The sequence below is a fragment of the Loktanella sp. DJP18 genome, from assembly GCF_049310965.1.
In the GTDB taxonomy this organism is placed as follows: Bacteria; Pseudomonadota; Alphaproteobacteria; order Rhodobacterales; family Rhodobacteraceae; genus Loktanella.
This window is the reverse complement of the sequence record NZ_JBMERN010000078.1, coordinates 1-17,305: the sequence shown is the minus strand read 5'-3', so window position 1 is coordinate 17,305 and position 17,305 is coordinate 1. Positions and strand designations below refer to the sequence as shown.

The following is a 17,305-nucleotide window of genomic DNA, read 5'->3' as shown; positions in this document are numbered from 1 at the left end:
CCTGCGGCCCTTGCAGTTAGTGAACACACGGTTAAGTCATAACCAAGTCCCTATAGTTGAGTGTCTGCCCTCAGATTGACTCAACGTATACTGAGTTCTTTTTTACTCTTAATGGAGGGTAAGATGTTCTACAAAGACGAGAGTCTAGCGGTCTTTATTGATGGATCAAGCACTTGGAGCGCTGCGCGTGCGCAAGGACTGACAGTAGATTACACCAAGTTGCGTGCTGAATTTGCGAAACGCGGCCGGCTCGTGCGGTGCTACTATTACACTCCGATAGATGAGACTGGCGATTTCTCGTCTGTCAGGCGCCTGACTGATTTTCTGTCATACAACGGATTCACGCTGCGCACGCGTCAGACCCGCGAAACCGAGAACAGTAGTGGTTTCAGACAAGCGTTGAGCTATCTTCACATGCAACTTGCCATGGATGCTATGTCACTGGTGGACAAGATACATCATGCCGTCATCATGTCGGGCGATGGCGAGATGTCACCACTTATCCAGGAACTTCAGAGGCGTGGGATGCGCGTAACCGTCTGCTCAACGCGGAGTGGCGCCGAAGGCAGCATGATATCAGATGAGATCCGCAGAGTTGCGGATGGCTTCATTGATATTGGCGACCTGAGGGAAGTGATATCGTTGGAACGGGACGCAGCTTAAGCCTTTTTTGCGAAGCTTCGGCACGGTGTTCACACTGGGCTTAGCCGCAAGTCGGCTGCGAACCGCAACAGACATTTCGACAAGTAGTCTTGGCGGAGTGGGTATTAGATTTGATATCGTCGCCAGATGGCACGCGGCAGAGGCGCGGCCACTTGCAGGTGCGACAACCGGCTTAACCGCTGAGCGTCTATATTACATAACATCTCTTATACGAAAAACTAGATTCCACTGGCGCCATCTAGCGAAAAACAGGCGCTCTGTCTGGTGGATGAGATGATCTACTCCCAATTGCCCTCAATCATGACTGTAAGATACTTCTAATGTCCTCACTGAAGCATTTAAATCCAACCAACGACTTACCTTCTAATAAAAAACCATAGAGAGATGAAAAGAATAATAATGCCAACGACGGATCGTAATGGCGTCAAGAATTTTTGCGGCTTACCATATTCCACTGCCATGCTGTCAAAACCACACATTAGCCAATCATCTGAAAAAGGTTCATGTGGATTACTATCTATATAATACGTTGGAATACCCATCGTAGGACCGCTTACCGGATTTCCAGAACTATAGCGGTCGGGGTCAGTGATTATGTATTTTCTGCTTGAATCCATATCTCCTAACTCAAGTTTTAACCGCACCCTTCCATTCGGATCACTAATTTCAAGTCCATATTGTGAAACTGTGAAACGCCCCATGATACAGAACTTACCATTTTCACTTTAAGACCGAATCCTTTCACCCTCCCCTTTGCGATTGGTATCAGTCGTTCGATCTCGCTTTTACTTTTTAGATCTTGTTCTTTCCGGTAAAGCTTATGACTTTTTTCAGCTGCACGCTTTTCAGCAATTCTATCATTGATCGACACGATCATTCTCCTGACGGTAAAAAATAACTTTAAACTTTGGTTCAGCTAATGATTTTTATCATAAATCAAGTGCGATTAAAGCCTTTTTATTGCATACGAGACCTGAAGGCTCACCCCCATCGAGCCGGCGGCGCATGATGTAGGGCAACGCGGCTTGCCAACTTCAGGTGTTCTGGTTTAGTTCTACTCAAGCCAGCCAGATGGAAGAGCGACAAGCCTATGTCCCGCCAGGCGTTCGACGTCCGGTTTTCCGACGAGGAAGCATGCTCGGATTATCTGGCGGAGCATCGTTGGCCCAGGACTTCGTCTGCCCCTGCTGTGCGACGTGCAAGGGTTAGCCTCTCAAGCGAAATCGCATAACTTGGAAGTGCGCTGTGTGCGCGCGGGCGGGCACAGCCCCGTTGGAAAGATGTTTGTCGTCTGTGACGTCGAGCTGTCAGATGACGGTGAGCCGCGCCGGTTTAGGGTGAAGCACAATCCCGACGGAGCGGCGAAGACGCTGCACGGGTTCATCGGTCAGACCGCGGATTCTGGCGCGCACATTATCATTCAGCGGATGTTTTTAAAAAATTGAAAAAGGCCCCACATAATGGAAACCTCATCGCGAGAAAAAAATGCGCCTGCTCCTCACAACCATAGTCACGATCGTAGCCGCTGCTCCAATCATGGCGCACGCTCAGTCACTCACAGTGACATCTCCGACAAGTTCGTGTGGCATCGCAGAAGAGCTATGCATCGAGGCGCTGGATCAGGATGCAGACGGCAGACTTGAATTATCCGAGTTGAACAACTTCTCGTCGGAGGGAAAACGATCGACGCTCATCGCTCGCGACTTCATCGACGAATTTGACAGCAACAAAGACGGTGTCATCGAAGCATCCGAACTCCCAAAAGATCTGGCGGACGAACTCGATCCGATAAGCAGCGCCCCTGCTTCGTCACTCTGATTCAGTCTTCATCCAGAAGAATGTCTAAGACATCAGCGTCAGGCATTTCTTTCATCAGCTCTTCGGCTCGCGTTTCTGCGATATCCTCCCAGTCGGCCGCATCCAGCGTGAGAAGCAGCTCAAGCTTGCCCGCGTGACGCATGACAACAAGAGCGTCGTCAAAGCCCTGATCATACAGCGCATCAACCCTCTCATCTGTCATCTCCTCGCCCTCGGGCACACGCAGAACGATCTTCACATCGACAGTCGCCATCTATCCCTCCCCGGAAATTCTGGAAAGGATATGGGCCCCCAAGACACTCAAAGTGAAGGCGCGAGCTATAGATAATGGAAAACGACGGAGACCTCTGAAATTCCCGGCATCAGATTTCCGTCGAGCAAGAAACGAAACCAAATCCTCGAAGATAAGTTCTTCGAAGAAGTTGGTCCATGCCCAGAGTTTCCATCATAACACCTCTCTACAACGGCGCCAAGTTCGTTGCCGCAAACATCAAGTCGGTCCAGGCGCAGAGCATGGGTGATTATGAACACATCATCATCGATAATGGATCGACGGACGATGGCGCGACCATCGCGCGGCAGTTTGCAGCGGCAGACGATAGAATTGTCGTCTTGGAGAATAAGAAGATCAAAGGCGCTGCGGCGACAAGAAACGTTGGCCTTGCAGCTGCATGCGGCCGCTACATTGCCTTCCTCGACAGCGACGACACCTGGATGCCAGATAAACTGGAGCGACAAACAGATGCCATGGCTCGCAACAATATCGCTTTCAGCTGGACCTCTTATCAGGTCACCGATGGTGATGGCGACCCGATCAGAACGCAGTATGCACGCGGTGACGTATCATTTGAAGATATCCTCAAAAAGAATGTAACGATCGGCTGTCTCACCGTCGCATATGATGCTTCTGTCTTTGGACATATGCGCATGGGCAAAGAAGACATTCATGAAGATTTCTGTTTATGGATTGATATACTGACATTGTGTCAAAGCGAGGGGCTCAAATTCCGAGGTATAGACGGCGTCCTCGCAAGCTACAGGACACACACAGGCACTAAATCCTCAAACAAGATTGCTGCGGCAAAACTCCACTGGCGTTCTTGTCGAAAACATCTTGGCATGTCATTCGTCAAATCAACATATTATTTCGTTTATTATGTCAAAAATGCCATTATGGACCGGTCTCGTGCCTGACCAGGAACCTGACCCAAAGTCAGTAAGATCAGCAAAGACACGAAGCGTCGTTCTCGCAAAATCTGGGTCGCTCATTCAGGGGTCGTCATCGCTCCTGCTGAGGTTCATTCAACTTGGACTGTCTTTCGTCGTTCTTGGATTACAGGCACGATTCCTGGGTTTGGCCGACCTTGGCATTGTGATGATGATCGTGAACTCCGCACTGATAGCGACACCACTTTTTGAAATGGGCGCCACGCAACTCATGTTGCGCGGAGATGCAGATCGACGCTCACTACGCAAGAGTGCCATGACATGGATAGTGTGTCTCACAGCAACTGCTTTGGCAGGTGTTTTTATTGCAAGCGTATTCACCGATCCAGAGCCAAACCAACTGTCAACCTGGATACTCGGCGTAGCGATAGCTCCATTCTCGGCGTTGGCGCTGCTGTTTGGCGCGGAGATCCGGAAAAATGGTCGCCCATTGGCAGGACTCTTCTTGATTGGTGCGCTGCCCCAGATTGTAACAGTCGTTGTGCTTGCCGCGCTGCACTTCAGCCAATTCCAAGCTCATGGCGCGACCGCTGACGCTATAATCCTGGCTTGTGTCGCAGCCGCAGCGTCAGGGTGGGTTTTTGCCGCTGTCGTCGCCTGGCAATTCTCCAGGAACCCTGCCCTTCCAGCGACGGGCACACAGGAGACCATACCCTTCGGGCAGAGCATGACACAGCAAATCAGAGCAGGTGCAGGATATATGCTCACGACATTGATCGGCCTGGTCACCATCAACGTCGGTTTCTACCTTGTTGCATGGATCTATGGATCAGACGATGGCGCACTCTACCGTGTTGCCATGCAATGCGCCGCCCTGGTCACATTTGGCGCACAGGCCTTAAATGGCGTTTTTGCTCATCGCTTTGGGGTTCTGCATAACGAAGGTCAAACACTTTATCTGCAAAATCTTGTTTCAAAGATCACGATAGGTTCCAGTCTATTCGCCATCATCACAACACTCACATTTGCACTCATTGGGAAAAGTCTTTTAAGTATATCATTTGGAGAGCAAGTGTCAGACGCTTACATGACAGCACTCATCCTGTGCTTGTCACATATCACAACATTCATGATCGGCAATCCGAGCCAGGTCCTTAGCCTATGCGGGCATCAATATACGGCCATGAGGGCGGTGCTCACCGGGCTTATAATTCTCATTCTGACAGGAAGCATTCTCACGCATCTGATCGGTGCTGAAGGTATGGCAGCAGCGATGGTCATCCTTTCAGTTTGCAATGCATGGACGTTGCATCGCAAAACATCTACACTTCTCAAGATAAAAGCTGATATTTTCAATGCATGGTGTTACCGCGGGCGGTAACGCAGACGAAACCATTTGCCCAAGAGCGGTGAGTATTTTTAGTCCAGACCAAAACAGAACATCGAAGTGAAAACTTCTGATGTTTCAGCGACTTCAGATTACCGCCCCTAAGCGGTGAGAAATCTGAAAGCATTCTTGCCGTATCCGATGCGTCTGATGTGTTTGATCAGATAAAGGATTCGATAGACCAATCCCATGCGTCCAAAGACGCGGGAAATAACTTTGGCTCGAGCCTTTACCAGTCGGACATCATCCCAATTTGTGCCAGTACTTTCATCCGGGTGCACAGCAAGCACTATCGGAATGAACGCGGCCTTCAGACCTGCTTTCAGGATATCACACAGCAGGATGTATTCCTCACCTGATGGGCATTCGGTTCCAAGGCCAAACCTGTCATCGAAAACGATATTTGACTGTTTGAGTGGGCCCCGTCGTAAAATTATCTCCGCGGACATGACCCGACCGCAGTTTGTTCGGTTCAACTCATATGACGATGACGCATACTGAATGCGTAAGCCCCCGGATTCAACCTTCAACATACCAGTGATCGCTGCGACATCGTCGTTGCAGGAGAGGAAGTCACATGCTTGCAGGATGCCGTCACAGTCAAGCTTCAGATCATCATCTGCAACCATAATGAGGTCTGTCTGGGAATGCTCCAAAGCAGCATTCCGGCTTCTCGAAAGACCAATGGAATCAAGATCAACAACCCTGACGTCAGAGCGATTAGAAAACCGGCCGCGGTGCTCCACCTCATCAGGTTTCTGAACCAGGATCAGGTAGCTGATTTCTTGCCGCTGCGCAGGAAGATCGATGCTGTCAAACCTTGGTCCGAGCGTTGAAATTGCGACAGTTATAATCGGGCTCATGACGATACCTTCCAATGAGACAAGTCCCGAGACAGGATGACTTCCAGCTTTTCAACTTCGGGAATAAAAAAGTTGTTCACCGCTGACGCGACATCACTGGACACGGGAGATTTTGAGCCCTCTCTGGCATTCATGAGATCGATGCGATGGATTACTCTTCTCAAGGCCTGCGGGATACCGAGAGATTTGCCCGGAACCTCGACCCCAAGAGATTTTCTCAGCCGAAGGACGCCTTTGAGAGCGCGGCTCAATGCTGGAAAACGTCGGACAGCAACCACGTTTTTACTCGCGTATTCGTGTAGCCCCAACCTATCGATTCCACAGAAATCGCAAAGGTCAAACCACGAACGCTCCGGATTTTCAATTAAATCATCGAGCACAACGAAGTGTATGCGCCACTCCGGGACCGCGGCGATCCAGCGACCAATATGAGTTGAAAGGGAGCAGGCATCCCGATATCGGCACATCTCCAGGAATGGCGTTTTTTCACCGGAGCGCCACGATACTTCGCGGCTGGCTTGATGATCCCAGCACGTTTCAAAATCCTGCTCAGTCTCATAGCCATCAAAAATTCTTTGCCTGTGCAAGGATCTGATCATCGTCGATGGGTTGCGAAGACAGATGACGAACCTGGCGTCTGGGCTCATGTCCAGAATTTTCCCAGGCGCCGCCTCCGAGTAGAGATAACTTGTCGTCCCTTCAGCAAGCACCTTATGCACTTCTAAGGCATGTGAGAACATATCCAGATAATCTCGTTGCTGCCAGCTTTTGGCATCAGCCATGTCCGTGTTGAAATAGTTCGGTTCTTTGATGGCAGACACAGCTGCGGCAGGATGCATCTCAAGCCATTCACACAAGGTAGTTGTGCCGCATTTTGGAGCGCCAATAATAAATGTGTTTGGATGACGCACAGCGGTGCCCCTGAGGTTTCTGATCATGAGAACAATATGGGTTCACCCCGCTTCCGTCGGAAAAAAGCAAGGTTCGACTTCTTCTACTGAGGAGATCGCACCATCTTCCGCGTGAATGCTGGAGACAATAAATTGAACCGATCAACATATTTACGACTTTACCTGACAGCCCTTGCGGTCTCCCCGATCATTGCTGTCGTGTGGTGGTTCCAGACGGGGCTCGAGGTGATCAATCTGAACCGCCATGATATCTTAATATTCTTGCTGGGCGTCATGAGTATGCCGCTCGCATGGTGGGGACGCTCTCATCTTTTTTCGGCGTGGAGATCAAGCCCTCGCGCAACTGCATTCATGGCTTTGCTGACGGCGATCGGGATCGCAGCATCTTTTGGAAGGGACACATCAGCTGCCCTAGCAGCGATGGTTTTGCTACCATTTTTGTCGGCCGGCATTGCGGGGATGGCAACTTACGCGACGGTCAAAAGCGACAAAAAGCTATCGCTACACTTCTATTGGGCTTTCTCATTGTTGACGCCACTCGCTCTCGCCTATCCGTTTTTTCTGGAGTCGATCCGCGATGTCGTAGAATACAAGGACCTTCAGAATCTACTTCCCGGCTTCGGAAATATCAGGCACATCGACAAGATCAATCTTGTGGTTGCCTGCATCATGGGAGCCTGGATCATGACAGACTGTGAAGATCATTCATTTGGCCGCTATCTTCGATATCCATATCTGCTTACGTCTATGACGATGCTTTTCTGGGGTGGGAGCCGAGGCGCGTTAATCTCGTTTATCATTGCGATGATTGTCGTTGTGGTGACGACGCGGAGATTCAAGATTAAAGGTGTTGTGAAATTCATCTCAATCTTTATCGCTTCAGCAATCTCGTCAACACTGTTTTACAGACCCCACCTTGCGTTTGGTAGCATTCAGAGACTTATTGAGACCGACGTGGAAACTCTGGACCAGATTTCCACTGGCAGAGTTGAGCTTTGGAAGGATGCATTCGAGTTCGCATTGCAAAGCCCATGGGTGGGTTACGGCCCACTGCAATATGTGAGGTTTCCCCTCGCGTTCTACCACCCTCACAACCAGATCATCGAGACTCTCTTCAGTTATGGGTTTGCCCTCGGCAGCGTCATGATCGTCGCGTTCATCGCATTGGTCTGGAGGGCATTCCGAGGGCTGAAAGACATAGACGACGAGACACGCTTGGTCCTGGCCCCTGCGGTTTCCATCGTCACAGGGCTCATCGTCTGGTCGATGTTCGGCAGTATGTATTTTGCGCCGCTTATCATGCTGCTCATAGCGATGGCGCTGTCTATCGGGCTCGCGTTACGTGACACAGCTGAGCCGGCAAAAGTAATGTCAACTCCAATGCGAAATAAGCAATGACAACTCCAAATTTCTACGTGATCGGCGCACCAAAATGCGGGACCGAGACTGTTGCCTCCTGGCTTCAAATGCATCCTGATGTATTTGTTCCGAACCGGGCCCTACCAAACTTTCATGCGCACGACTTCGCAGACAGTATCGCAGACGCAGGTTATTACGCGTCCCTATACTTGGGTGTCCAGAGCATTGCGATTGGTGAGGTATCACCGTGGTATTTGACATCGCAAGTTGCTGTGTCGAATATTCTTTCGACCAATCCGGATGCACGTTTCATTGTCTGCTTGCGAAACCCCATCGATATGGCATGGGTTCTCCACTCTGCCGCGGTCGCAGATGCACGCGAGCACGTCCTCGATTTCTCGGTCGCTTGGGCCATGAGTCACATCAGAAGGCAAGGTAGGGGAGCGCGATATGGCGTTGATCCGAAAACAATCGACTACTCCGGGTTAAGTTCAGTCGGGGACCAGCTCCTGCGACTTTCGGGGCAAGTGGAATCAAATAAGATCCATGTTGTATTTCTGGACGACGTTCTGTCATCTCCGGCGAATACATGGGCTGATCTTCAGTCGTTTCTTGAGATCGACCACCACGATATTCCGAATTATACGATCGAAGACTTTCTCGTTGAACGCCCATTGCCTGGCTTCCACGCACTGGTGCGCAGACTGGCGGATACGAAGGGTGCGATCCTGCCGCAACGCTTCCTCCGCTGGGGGCTGGCTGATCGGATCAACGGCTGGAACCGCAGGACAGGAACCCTCATCGAGATGCCGGATCTGATGCGTCAGCGCGTAGCCGACTATCTATCCGACGACATCGGAATGCTGTCAGCCATAACAGACCGAGACCTGTCGCACTGGGTTTGTTGACTGGCAGAGGCAAAGATCAAACCAAAAACGCAACGCTCCTGTCCCGCTGTAACTACGCGTCGCAATGCGAAAACAGAGAAAGACAACGATGCAGCTCCTGAAACACAGACGCGGCGCGACGCTAGTTGAATATGGCGTACTAGCCGGATTCATTGCTGTGCTCGCAGTTTCCACTGTCGCGGTGCTTGGTGACTGGGTATCCTTCAACTTTCGCGTCGCGGACCAGGAGCTCTGGATGGCAATGAACGAGGAAGGGAATTACCTCGACAACGGCGACTTCGACGACACAACAGGCATGACGGAGCAAAGTTTCGGATTCGCCAGCGGCTCCCTCGAAGGCTGGACGTCCGATAATGGCAGGGCCTTTGAGCTTCACAGCAGTGGCTATGAGGGGATGAGCAGCGTGAACGGAGGCTTCTGGCTCGACATGGGCGAAAGTCCGGGGCCTATGAAAATCTCTCAGCAGATCCCGAACCTGATCCCTGGTTATGTTTACACGCTCACTCTGTTTGCCGGCGACCGCAATCCCGCCATGAATAACCTCACCTACGTCTTCTGGAATGGCGTCAAAATCGGCGAAATGAAAGCAAGTCAGCCGGATCTCATGGAAGAATTCCGCTTCCACGCTGAGGCGGCCAGCAACAGCAATACTTTGACATTGATGGAGGTTGCTGAAGGTCCGAACGACAACGATGGCATGAGTATCGACGTGATCAGGATCTGGGGCCGTTAGCCCCTCCTGGAAAAACCTTCCAGCCGAGAAGCGAGATTGAGCGAGTCCGTGTTCGGAAATTGGCTTCCTCTTCCCTGAAGGAAGCCAATCTTCCGAACGAGTCCTATAAGAGGAAAGCGCATGCTCCCCGCAAAACAAGAAACATCCGAACCGCTCGACGCAGGCCATGCAGATATCGACGTCCGGCCAGGTTCTTGGTGGCGCCTGCGCGACGAGAGGCACGCCTTCCTGTCTCTTCCGACGCCGGATCATGGTCTGATCCTGATGGTCAGCGAAGTCCGGGTTATCGATGGCGACATGCACACGATCGTTCTGCATCCGCACCCACTTTGGGGCAGCAGCCGGCCCAAGGCCGGACTGAAAATGATGTATGAGGACTTCGTTGTAGCCTTTGTTCTTGAACCCCAAGGGGAAAGCTTTCGCGAAACCGAGATCGGCATCGTCATGGGTCAGATCAATGCGATCTCGAATGAGATGACGACACCGCCGGCGCCTGAGCTTCTCTTGGAAAAACAGAAAAAAAGAGAAGCGGAAAAGGACGCTGCCAAGCCAGCATCAACTTCTGGTCAAGGCACCAGCATGACAGCCAAGGATGATACGACACCCAACCTTCCCGCAACGCATGCGAAGGTCCCCGCCGCCCTGTTGCCCTCGCAGGATGTCGTGCAGGCACAAAAGACCATCGAGACCCGCATCGCGGCCTTCGAGGCCCAGAAGGAGTGGATCACCGGAAAAACAGCAGAGCTGACATCCAAGATGTCTCTGGTGTCCGCCTATCACATCGAGAAGGTGAACGTCACGCTTGCGTCAATCTCCGAGGAGACGACCCGCGCCCAAGGTCTGTTGCAGAACGTTCAGACCATGCGTCTCTTCTTGGGAGAGGATATGGAAGTGACCCAGATCCTGGGCGGCGCAGGCGCCATTGCATCCGAGCCCCTGAGGTTCATGCAGCGCATGCTCTTCCTTGACGAGGAGATTATCATCAACGGGTTGATGGAAGGGTTCTCTGACGATCAGATGTCTCTGGAGACACTGACACAGGTGTTCTCTGACGATCCCTCGCTCGTGACCCGTATGCTCCCCTACCCTCGCTGTGCTGCCATCGTGCGCGTGCGTCGCAATCCAAGGGATTTTGATACAACCAGCATGAGCATTGCGAAGCTGTTCGAAACCATCGCGATCAACGAGGCAGATCAGCGCGTCCACATCATCGTGCGCGACGGCGCGCGTCTCAGCATCGTGACGGCAGATAAGACAACATCTGGCGCAGAGCGCTTCTTCCCGTCATCGGCAGAGATCAATGCACTGTTCCAGACCAGATCCTACTTCGGTCAGGAATCACAGGAGATTGCACCGGACCAGGTTGAATATTCCGATGCCCGCGCAGAGCACGATAAGCGCGCCCTTTTCTACAAGCGCTTCCTCATCCTCATGTGGGGTATGCACGAAAGGACTGATGTCTTTGGCGACTTCATGCCAAAGGGAGCAAACTGGCTGGCTGCGACCACGCACACAGACCATTTCCGTTTCATCCATGATGAGGAGCAGGTCCTTACAGACGGTCGTCCGTCCATCACAGACTTCATTACAAACCTGAACAGCAAAATCGTCAACGGATCGCGCATAGTGGCCTGCTGGAACAAAGTTCTCGATGGTCGCAATGCCCCCTCTCTCACCACGACAAGCGACTATCGTCGAGATTGGCTGACCGGGATTGTCATGGCTGAAAGCTTCTCGGTTGTGACAGCACAGGCTGAAGGATCAAGTCTGATCGTGAAAGCCCCTGCCCTTCGCGGCACACATCGCGGTAATGGCACGCCCTTCGATGCGAAGGTCACGATCGCCACGCCGCGGGAACTCAGCGCCGGCCGACCTGATTACATCCCTCACCGGGAGATCGCAGAAGGCCTGCTCTGCATCGACAACTGCACACTGGAGGATGTTACCTATTACATGAACAGCAGGGCGGCACGTCAGAGCTACCTGAACCATGCACACCTGCTCAACGAGGCCTTCCGCATCCTGAGCTCAGAGCGCGCGCACGACTTGACGCTTCTGGATACGCTGCGCAACGATGGCGCAGCGCTGCATGATGACACCTTCCGCGCAGCCCTGCGTCTGTGGCGCGCCGGAAACAAGTGGGGATGGCCGGAGACCAAGGCTCATAGGAATGCCGTGTTGAAGGTTTCTGACCGGTTGGCCAACCGCGACGATATCATCAGCCTGCTCGAGGGCGTCGAACGGATGATCCGCGGCGGCATCAAGAGCAATGGCGACGTCTTTGCACTCTGCGACACCGCCGATCGGCGGATGCCAGGCGGCGAGGCGCTTCCGTGGCTCACCGAAGTGATCATCACAAATTTTAAAACCGGCAAAGAGGCACGCTCGTCACTCAAGACCTGGTCCGAGCGTGACGAAGTGGGCGAGCTGACGCTCACCACCTGGGATGACATGCGCGAGCAGTTCATGAGCCGTGTCGCACCCATGATCGAGGCGGACGGCTGGAAGGATCGCAGGCAGCAAAAGATCAGCGTGCGGGGTTGGAGCACTCCCAGAGGCCTGTTCGATGCTGCCAACGCCAAGGTGGTCGATACCATAACGGCCAGCAACGTGGTTGAAGCCACGCGCTGGCTCATGGAAGGTGAGAGCCATGAGGATCTCGTGAAGCTCCTGGCGCAAGTCTACGATGGTCACAAGATCCAGAGCGGGTATGTGAAGAAGGGTCGCATCCGGCAGTCCGTCGCACTGATGCACGGTATCACGCATGAAAGTCTGCCGGCAGCCTGGGTTCTCGACGTCGAAATCGACATCGACGCGCTGGCCTACCACCGCGGTCTCGTCGACGAGGTCGGTCGGAGGGTCAGGACACGCGGACTTTATGGAAATCCTGACCGCGTTCTTGGAAAAATCAAAGTGCGCGGCGAGGGTCTGTGCATCATCGTGAAGCGATTGAGCGCAGGGCGGCCGCTGACGAAGGTCTGGAAGATGGAACCCTGTCTGTCTTTCGACGAGGACCAGGACGTGCTTCTGGCGGGGCACGAAATCCCAAAAGATGATACGCGACTCAGCTGGAAACAAGTTCTCGCATCCCGGATTACGAAAGCCGACGTCAAGAACGGGACAGGCTACATGAGCTCGATGTCCTATAGCCCTGACAACCTTATTTCGGCGTCCTCATCGCTGAAGATGGTCGCACCCGCAAATGCCGACCGATTTCTCACGGACATCTACGACACCTGCCGAAAATTCAATCCGTAAAAAAAGATAGCCCCGTCCACTTCATGTGGGCGGGGCTATCATCATGACGACGAGTAAACTCAGCGGCGCGATGCGCCATACCAGCCACTTGGCTCTGTTGGGCGATAGCCACCGTAAATGGACTCGATGGCCGGCACGGCAGTGACATCGTTGTAAGCCGGAGAAATATAATCTCCGGCTGACGCTTCAGGCAGATATCCATACCTGTCAGAGCGATCATGAATAACGCGAACCGGCTCAACCCATGCCGTGCAACCACAATCGGGGCCATCCGGGTTCACGCTACCATCAAGATCCTGAACAAGGTCAGAGGGGTGGTTGGAAGACCTCTGCGTGTCGTCCAGGGTTGTCACGACCTCACGTGGCGCTGAAACCCACGGACGGTCGTCAAGAACGGCATTACCATTGCGCGGCTCCTTTTCCGCTTCCCAGCTTGCAACTGCACCAGCCAGATCCTGCGGTGTCGGCGCGTGGTATGCCTCGACGCCCATGGACGGCGTTTCTCTTGGCGGCATTGGCATACTGGCGACAGGACTCGACTTATGCCATTCTGGGCCCTCAGCTGAATATCTAACATCCTGGTCCACCCAACCGGCCGCAAACGCGGGCGCTGAAGCCATGACAGACACGGTCAAAATCATCATTCTCATTCGCATTGGTCATCCCCTTCGCGGCAGTTTTGTTGCTCATGAAAGAACATGGGGAAGATCGCTGCTTTCCTAAAATCAGCACCTTTGAGCGCCTTACGGGAACATGGCTGCCCCCAGCCGGCAAAAAATTGCTCACCAATGCAACTCAAACAGATTCTGAGCGGTTATCTCTGGATCGCCTCGTTCTGGACGTGTAGCACCCAAGCAAATGAGAATTTTCGATTCAAGCCAGAGATGTAAGATTTGACAAGCTCGTGACACCGCCGGTCACGCTAGGTTTTTAAAAAAGGTTGACAGATTTTCTGTTCCACAGAATTTAAAAAAGGTCACATGATGACGCTTTATCAAGCCAATGCCAGTCTACAAACATCGCAAAACCAAGGCAGCTCAAGGTCCGCACACGTCAAGTCGTGCCGTGAGTTGATTGCAGGGCTTGACCGCATGGATGGACCACTGGGCCCGAGATCATCTTGGCCTCATGAGCTAAATGTGATGATAGCGCTCATCCTGAGGGCAGAGCAATCTATGAATATTTTGTGGGGTAAAGACTGCATCTTACTCTACAACGATGCCTATATCCCGACTTTGGCCGAAAATCATCCATACGAGATGGGTCGGAAGCTGTCAGAGGTATTCCCCGAAATATGGGTGGATCGTGTGGAGCCAATGGTCAGAAAAGCATTTTCAGGATCGGGTTTCTACATAGATGAGATGGATTTCGTGCTACAGCAGGGCGGACGCTCGAAAGAGGCGAACTATGCAGTTTCATTCACACCTATTGAAGGTGCAGACGGCGAGATAGCAGGCATTCTATCGGTCAATACCGAGAGAACTAAAGGCGCAATAGAAAAGGCAAGAACAGAGCTTCTCGAGGACATCACGTCCACCCTTCTTTCACGGCAAAGCCTTGACAGGAAAATTCAGACATCCTGCCGGCTTATTGCCGAAAGTCTTGCCTGTAACATGGTCGTGTTCGGGTCATTAAACGTGTCTGACGGCACTATCACGACCTTGGGCGGATGGCATGCGGTCGATGTCGCGCCGCTGGACTCATCGAAAACCTATATTCAGCTCTACGATGTACAAGTATCAGACCTTCAGAACGGGAAAAATCTCACGATTTCTACTCAATCGCGTCGTGCGATTGATGATGGGCCGCATGCGAATAGACTTCTTATCTGTCCAATTTTCGAAGGTAAAAGCATGACGGTGGTCGTCATGGCATCTGACTCAAGTAATACAAGCTGGCTCGAATCTCACGCGTTGCTTCTCTCTCGAGGAGGAAATCGGATAGCTGATCTGATAAAAATATGCGAAGGCAACAATGCCAGCGATGAGGAGAGAGATCTCACTACGTTATTGCTGCCGGTCCAAGAATAACCAAAGTTATCCGATCGCAGGCCAGCTAAGAAAGCTGATGTCTCGACCAGAAAAACACCGGACGACAACGAGACTATAGTTTGAGCAAAATTCATCCGTGACCTGATTATGTCTGCTTTTTCTTTGTGAAAAGCAGACTATATTCTGGTCAGAGGCAGGGAGGTCCTGTCTTGGATACATACAGAGCGGAGGACGCATCTGATGGGTAACACACCCTACAAACTCGCTGTATTTCTCGGCCGCTTCCAACCATTTACACGCGCACACAGAGACGTCGTTCAGAACCTCTGCGGCAAGGTCGACGGCACATTGATGCTGACAGGAAGCGCATACCGGCCGCGCAGTTGGAAAAACCCATTCTCGTTTAATGAGCGCAAAGCTTTCATCGAAGCGGGCGTCGCAGATATCGACATGCGCGTCGATGTTCTTCCTCTCATCGACACGCTTTATAACGACAGGTCTTGGGCATCGAATGTTCGCACCGCCGTCCGGCTGTATATCCGGGCCCGAGGTCTGCTAGAAGAGACAACCGAAGTCGTCCTGACCGGATTCGAGAAAGATGCATCATCCAGATACCTGAACTGGTTTCCAGAGTGGACTATGATGCCGGCCCAGGCGTCGCGCCACGAGGGCGAGATCATCAACGCCACAGACCTTCGCAGGGCTCTCTTCTTTCCGACGCAGGATTTTGGGGCTGTCTCCGAGAGATTTGGCAACAAGCAAGTAGCGCAGGTTGTTGCGTGGATGAAGGCTCATCCAACGGACACCGACACGATCCAGTCCGAAGGTCTCTTCGTCAGCGCCTACCGTCAAAAAACGCGCGAAGCTGAAGAGCTCTTCGGATTTCCGATCCCGATCAACACAGCAGATGCGGTCGTGATTCAATCGGGTCACATTCTTCTGGAGCGACGCAATATCCAGCCTGGAAAAGGGACTCTTGCCCTGCCCGGCGGCCACCTTGCGCCGTCCGAGACGTCATTCCATGCCGTCATCCGGCAGTTGATCCAGAAGACACGTCTCGACATGCCCAAAGGCGCACTCGAGGGGCGTCTGCGTGACCGGAAAGTCTTCGACCACCCAGAGCGGTCTGAGCGCGGATGGGTGCGCACGGAAGCCTTTTGCTTCGAGCTCCAGGATCGCAAAACGATGGAAAAGATCAAAGGTGCCGACGAAGGGTCTGAAGCCTCTGAAGGTAAGGCGATCTGGGTACCGTTGTCAGATATCACGCCGGACGAAATGTTCGAGGATCACTTTGACATCATTCAGCATTTCGTGCCGGACGTGTCGACGAGCTACACAAGCATCCTGATGGCGCATGTGGGAAACCTGCAATGATCACGCAAAATGAACCGATCTCCGACGAGCAGGCGCATGATATCATCAAGCAAGCCTTGGCCCGTGTCTCACTGGACTTCGGTGTTATTCGGACAAAAGAGATTCTCGGCGCTGCACTGGGTGAATTCACATTAGAGCGCCAGGTCGTTGGCGCACATGGCTACGGATACAGAAAATGACCGACACATTGCAAACATCTCCGATGACGGAAACTGATTTCGCGTCGGTTCAGGCAGCGGTTCACCTGGCGAGAGGCCGCCAGATCAGAAACGCGAAATCCCTGCGTTCGGCTCTCATGGCGCAAGGTTTTTCGGACGCCGAAGCCGGCAGGGCCCTGGTGTTCTCGGGCGATTAGGAACGCAACAAGACAACGGCCCCAGAGTGCGCCTGAAACAAGGACATCGAGATCATGACATAAAGAAAAACAGCCACTACTGCACTCACGCTCGAAACTGTTGTCACGGGCGCAGAGTTTCGGAACTTTTACCAGAACCATTGGCCCAAGGAATGGTATGTCGCGGACCCCTACTTCCCCTTCGAAAACGACAGGGGTGTGTTCGTTCTGGCTGATGACGCCACCAACGCCCTTGGCGATTTCGGTTGGGCTGCATGGCAAGGAAACGACGAGCCCGCCGACGGGAAGACGACTAAACAGATCGGCGAACTCTACGCAGAGATCATGGGTGCCAGAACAATTGAAATCTTCATGGGGTTCAAGGTTCCCGAAGACAAGGTTGAAGCCATGAAGGCGGCCGCGCAAGCACTTGGCGCGCGGCATATTTGAAATTCTGCGGCCACAAATGGTCGCAGCTTCGGGACCGCATCACCCGGGTCGTGAGACTGAATAGACGCATACCACTGGGGACCGGGAGG

Annotated in this window: 18 protein-coding genes and 1 pseudogene; 14 read left to right on the top strand and 5 right to left on the bottom strand. The window is 52.6% G+C overall.

The window, feature by feature from the left end:
* The first annotated feature begins 123 nt into the window (after window positions 1-123).
* Window positions 124-663 carry an NYN domain-containing protein gene (locus tag ACOI1H_RS17710; RefSeq protein WP_422439166.1) on the top strand — a complete coding sequence of 180 codons (540 nt, stop codon included), beginning with the start codon at window positions 124-126 and terminating at the stop codon, window positions 661-663.
* Between the two features lie 356 nt (window positions 664-1,019).
* Here the strand turns inward: ACOI1H_RS17710 and ACOI1H_RS17705 are convergent, their stop codons facing one another.
* Window positions 1,020-1,364 carry a hypothetical protein gene (locus ACOI1H_RS17705; protein ID WP_422439165.1) on the bottom strand — a complete coding sequence of 115 codons (345 nt, stop codon included), beginning with the start codon at window positions 1,362-1,364 and terminating at the stop codon, window positions 1,020-1,022.
* Between the two features lie 389 nt (window positions 1,365-1,753).
* On the opposite strand from ACOI1H_RS17705, the pseudogene ACOI1H_RS17700 reads away from it, so the two are divergent.
* A pseudogene (locus tag ACOI1H_RS17700) lies at window positions 1,754-2,081 on the top strand (transposase); the annotation flags it as partial.
* A 67-nt stretch (window positions 2,082-2,148) separates the two neighbouring features.
* The gene (locus ACOI1H_RS17695; protein WP_422439164.1) at window positions 2,149-2,481 is read left to right on the top strand and encodes an EF-hand domain-containing protein; all 333 of its coding nucleotides are present in this window, start codon (window positions 2,149-2,151) and stop codon (window positions 2,479-2,481) included.
* A 1-nt stretch (window position 2,482) separates the two neighbouring features.
* On the opposite strand, the gene ACOI1H_RS17690 is transcribed toward ACOI1H_RS17695, so the two are convergent.
* Window positions 2,483-2,734 (bottom strand): hypothetical protein, encoded by a 252-nt coding sequence (locus ACOI1H_RS17690; protein ID WP_422439163.1) that lies wholly within the window; start codon window positions 2,732-2,734, stop codon window positions 2,483-2,485.
* A gap of 176 nt (window positions 2,735-2,910) precedes the next feature.
* Between ACOI1H_RS17690 and ACOI1H_RS17685 the strand changes: the two genes are divergently transcribed.
* Window positions 2,911-3,675: a glycosyltransferase family 2 protein gene (locus tag ACOI1H_RS17685; RefSeq protein WP_422439162.1), complete on the top strand. Its 765-nt coding sequence runs from the start codon at window positions 2,911-2,913 to the stop codon at window positions 3,673-3,675.
* Complete coding sequence (locus ACOI1H_RS17680) at window positions 3,638-5,029, top strand: lipopolysaccharide biosynthesis protein (protein ID WP_422439167.1); 1,392 nt, start codon at window positions 3,638-3,640, stop codon at window positions 5,027-5,029. The genes ACOI1H_RS17685 and ACOI1H_RS17680 overlap by 38 nt, the downstream gene beginning before the upstream one ends.
* Window positions 5,030-5,136: 107 nt before the next feature.
* On the opposite strand, the gene ACOI1H_RS17675 is transcribed toward ACOI1H_RS17680, so the two are convergent.
* Both ACOI1H_RS17675 and ACOI1H_RS17670 read right to left on the bottom strand, forming a co-directional pair.
* The gene (locus ACOI1H_RS17675; protein ID WP_422439161.1) at window positions 5,137-5,898 is read right to left on the bottom strand and encodes a glycosyltransferase; all 762 of its coding nucleotides are present in this window, start codon (window positions 5,896-5,898) and stop codon (window positions 5,137-5,139) included.
* On the bottom strand, window positions 5,895-6,809 hold the full coding sequence (locus ACOI1H_RS17670; RefSeq protein WP_422439160.1) for a sulfotransferase domain-containing protein: 915 nt from the start codon (window positions 6,807-6,809) through the stop codon (window positions 5,895-5,897). Before ACOI1H_RS17670 ends, ACOI1H_RS17675 begins: the two co-directional genes overlap by 4 nt.
* A 225-nt stretch (window positions 6,810-7,034) precedes the next feature.
* Here ACOI1H_RS17670 and ACOI1H_RS17665 point away from each other — a divergent pair, with 225 nt between their 5' ends.
* From ACOI1H_RS17665 to ACOI1H_RS17650, 4 genes are all read left to right on the top strand, one after another.
* Window positions 7,035-8,207, top strand: coding sequence for an O-antigen ligase family protein (locus ACOI1H_RS17665; RefSeq protein WP_422439159.1), 1,173 nt, complete (start codon window positions 7,035-7,037; stop codon window positions 8,205-8,207).
* Complete coding sequence (locus tag ACOI1H_RS17660; protein ID WP_422439158.1) at window positions 8,204-9,076, top strand: hypothetical protein; 873 nt, start codon at window positions 8,204-8,206, stop codon at window positions 9,074-9,076. The genes ACOI1H_RS17665 and ACOI1H_RS17660 overlap by 4 nt, the downstream gene beginning before the upstream one ends.
* A gap of 88 nt (window positions 9,077-9,164) precedes the next feature.
* Window positions 9,165-9,809: a Flp family type IVb pilin gene (locus ACOI1H_RS17655; RefSeq protein ID WP_422439157.1), complete on the top strand. Its 645-nt coding sequence runs from the start codon at window positions 9,165-9,167 to the stop codon at window positions 9,807-9,809.
* Window positions 9,810-9,929: 120 nt separating this feature from the next.
* Window positions 9,930-13,067 (top strand): hypothetical protein, encoded by a 3,138-nt coding sequence (locus ACOI1H_RS17650; protein ID WP_422439156.1) that lies wholly within the window; start codon window positions 9,930-9,932, stop codon window positions 13,065-13,067.
* Window positions 13,068-13,126: 59 nt separating this feature from the next.
* On the opposite strand, the gene ACOI1H_RS17645 is transcribed toward ACOI1H_RS17650, so the two are convergent.
* Complete coding sequence (locus ACOI1H_RS17645) at window positions 13,127-13,558, bottom strand: hypothetical protein (protein ID WP_422439155.1); 432 nt, start codon at window positions 13,556-13,558, stop codon at window positions 13,127-13,129.
* 489 nt (window positions 13,559-14,047) lie between these two features.
* Between ACOI1H_RS17645 and ACOI1H_RS17640 the strand changes: the two genes are divergently transcribed.
* From ACOI1H_RS17640 to ACOI1H_RS17620, 5 genes are all read left to right on the top strand, one after another.
* On the top strand, window positions 14,048-15,097 hold the full coding sequence (locus tag ACOI1H_RS17640) for a hypothetical protein (protein ID WP_422439154.1): 1,050 nt from the start codon (window positions 14,048-14,050) through the stop codon (window positions 15,095-15,097).
* A gap of 201 nt (window positions 15,098-15,298) precedes the next feature.
* Window positions 15,299-16,432 (top strand): NUDIX domain-containing protein, encoded by a 1,134-nt coding sequence (locus ACOI1H_RS17635; protein ID WP_422439153.1) that lies wholly within the window; start codon window positions 15,299-15,301, stop codon window positions 16,430-16,432.
* The gene (locus ACOI1H_RS17630) at window positions 16,429-16,611 is read left to right on the top strand and encodes a hypothetical protein (protein ID WP_422439152.1); all 183 of its coding nucleotides are present in this window, start codon (window positions 16,429-16,431) and stop codon (window positions 16,609-16,611) included. The genes ACOI1H_RS17635 and ACOI1H_RS17630 overlap by 4 nt, the downstream gene beginning before the upstream one ends.
* A complete protein-coding gene (locus ACOI1H_RS17625; RefSeq protein ID WP_422439151.1) occupies window positions 16,608-16,787 on the top strand; it encodes a hypothetical protein in 180 nt (59 codons plus the stop codon). Before ACOI1H_RS17630 ends, ACOI1H_RS17625 begins: the two co-directional genes overlap by 4 nt.
* A 198-nt stretch (window positions 16,788-16,985) precedes the next feature.
* Window positions 16,986-17,216, top strand: a complete 231-nt coding sequence (locus ACOI1H_RS17620) for a hypothetical protein (RefSeq protein ID WP_422439150.1) — start codon at window positions 16,986-16,988, stop codon at window positions 17,214-17,216.
* The last annotated feature ends 89 nt before the right edge of the window (window positions 17,217-17,305 follow it).